Source organism: Aeromonas taiwanensis, from assembly GCF_000820165.1.
GTDB classification, from domain to species: domain Bacteria; phylum Pseudomonadota; class Gammaproteobacteria; order Enterobacterales; family Aeromonadaceae; genus Aeromonas; species Aeromonas taiwanensis.
This window is the reverse complement of sequence record NZ_CDDD01000014.1, coordinates 1-580: the sequence shown is the minus strand read 5'-3', so window position 1 is coordinate 580 and position 580 is coordinate 1. Positions and strand designations below refer to the sequence as shown.

The window sequence follows — 580 nt, the reverse complement described above, 5'->3', positions numbered from 1 at the left end:
GCCGACCCGCGCCGAGGTACTGGACGTGGCCAATGCGGTCATGGATGGTACGGACGCCGTGATGCTGTCGGCCGAATCGGCGGCGGGGCTCTATCCGGTCGAGGCGGTCGAGGCCATGGCGCGCATCGCGCTGGGTGCCGAACAGGAGATGGACCCCGTGCAGCCACGCTGGCGCAGGGAGCACGGCCAGGCCGATCACTCGGGTCGCTGCATGGCGCTGGCCGCCATGACCTCCGCCTTCAGCCAGGATCGCTCCTGTGGCATCGCCGTGCTGACCAATCAGGGAGAGGCGGTGATCGCCATCTCGCGCGGGGGGCTCAACAACCCGATCTGGGCCCNNNCAGCTGCTCAACCAGATGACCATACTGCGCGGGGTCAAGCCGATCCTCTTTCAGGCACATGCGTCCCAACCCCAGCAAGACCAGCTGATTGCAGCCCTGCAAAAGGCCGACCAGCTCGAGGGCATCCACTCCCTGCTGATCAGCCGCCTCGACTCCCTCGAAGGGGCCGGGCACGAGGATGTCTGCCGTCTGGTCTCCCTGACCGGCGTCGCCCCCCAGCCCGTCCCGGTCGCCCCCAC

The 580-nt window shown here is 68.5% G+C and carries 1 protein-coding gene and 1 pseudogene; both read left to right on the top strand.

The features are described from left to right. Window positions 1-146 (top strand): annotated as a pseudogene (locus BN1136_RS20640) (pyruvate kinase); the annotation flags it as partial. 210 nt (window positions 147-356) lie between these two features. Continuing rightward, window positions 357-580: hypothetical protein (locus BN1136_RS20335; RefSeq protein ID WP_197068418.1), on the top strand; the 224-nt coding region annotated here is incomplete at its 3' end.